The organism is Oleiphilus sp. HI0117, assembly GCF_001635235.1.
The window spans coordinates 1-962 of the sequence record NZ_LWGA01001355.1; the positions used below are offsets into that span (position 1 = coordinate 1).

Annotated in this window: 2 protein-coding genes; one reads left to right on the plus strand and one right to left on the minus strand. The window is 41.2% G+C overall.

Features of this window, described 5'->3' with window-relative positions:
* Positions 1 to 63 precede the first annotated feature (63 nt).
* A complete protein-coding gene (gene brnA, locus A3757_RS23290; protein ID WP_068510173.1) occupies positions 64 to 339 on the plus strand; it encodes a type II toxin-antitoxin system BrnA family antitoxin in 276 nt (91 codons plus the stop codon).
* A gap of 71 nt (positions 340 to 410) precedes the next feature.
* Here the strand turns inward: brnA and A3757_RS23295 are convergent, their stop codons facing one another.
* Positions 411 to 797, minus strand: a complete 387-nt coding sequence (locus tag A3757_RS23295; RefSeq protein ID WP_068511467.1) for a hypothetical protein — start codon at positions 795 to 797, stop codon at positions 411 to 413.
* Positions 798 to 962: the final 165 nt, after the last annotated feature.

The following is a 962-nucleotide window of genomic DNA, read 5'->3' on the forward strand; positions in this document are numbered from 1 at the left end:
AAGATAACACTTTGATTAGAGTGATTTCTGCACGACCAATGCACAAGAAAGAGAGGAAATTTTATGAACAAGCATAAACAGCCTCCAAAGTTTAAAACAGAGGCAGAAGAACGAAAGTTTTGGGAAGATAATGATTCCGCTGATTACTTGGACTGGAGTAAGGCCGCAAAAGTAACAATGCCCAACTTAAAACCATCGACGAAAACAATTTCCTTGCGGTTACCTGAGTCTTTGCTTGAAAGCATTAAAATTGAGGCTAATCGAAGAGACATGCCTTACCAGTCCTTAATCAAATCTTGGCTTGCTGATGATGTTCGACAGAATCGCTTAGCTTCTTAAGAGCACTAACGCCCGCCTAAACGGAGGAGTAAAATTGGCGCGCCTTTTTGGCACAAAAAGCGTGACATATTTTACGGAGTCCGTTTGAGGCGCTGGTTATGTTGTTCTTCTTTGCTAGAAGTAGCAACTCGATAAATACAATAAACCACAGCCAAGCCGAAGCCTATTGAACCATTAAATATGTTAGCTAAACCCGCTGTAATAGCGACTGCCAAATGTATTTGTTTATTACGAAGTAACAACCAGCCTAGAGAAAACGACACTATAAAAATAACCGACGCAAGGAAGTAAGGCATGGCCAACATAGTAGCCATTTGGCTAATACTAATCTCTCTATCGCTGGCACCAGTTATGAGCGATAACAATTGATAAGAATCGATGAGCGAAAATATAAGACAATAAAGAGCATTTAGAATAATGCTCGCACCAAGTAACTTTTCAAATAGAGCTTTGTTCATAATCCCTCAAAAAACATAACGCCTTGCGAATGGGCGAGCGACGCGCAGCAAAGCGAGTCCAGCCCCGGGTGTTTTTCCGGGGCGATCATTGCGCAACTGGTTAGGTGATTGATTCACTTTTTGCCTCGATTTTATGACCGCACTTACAGCAATAAAAATACTTAT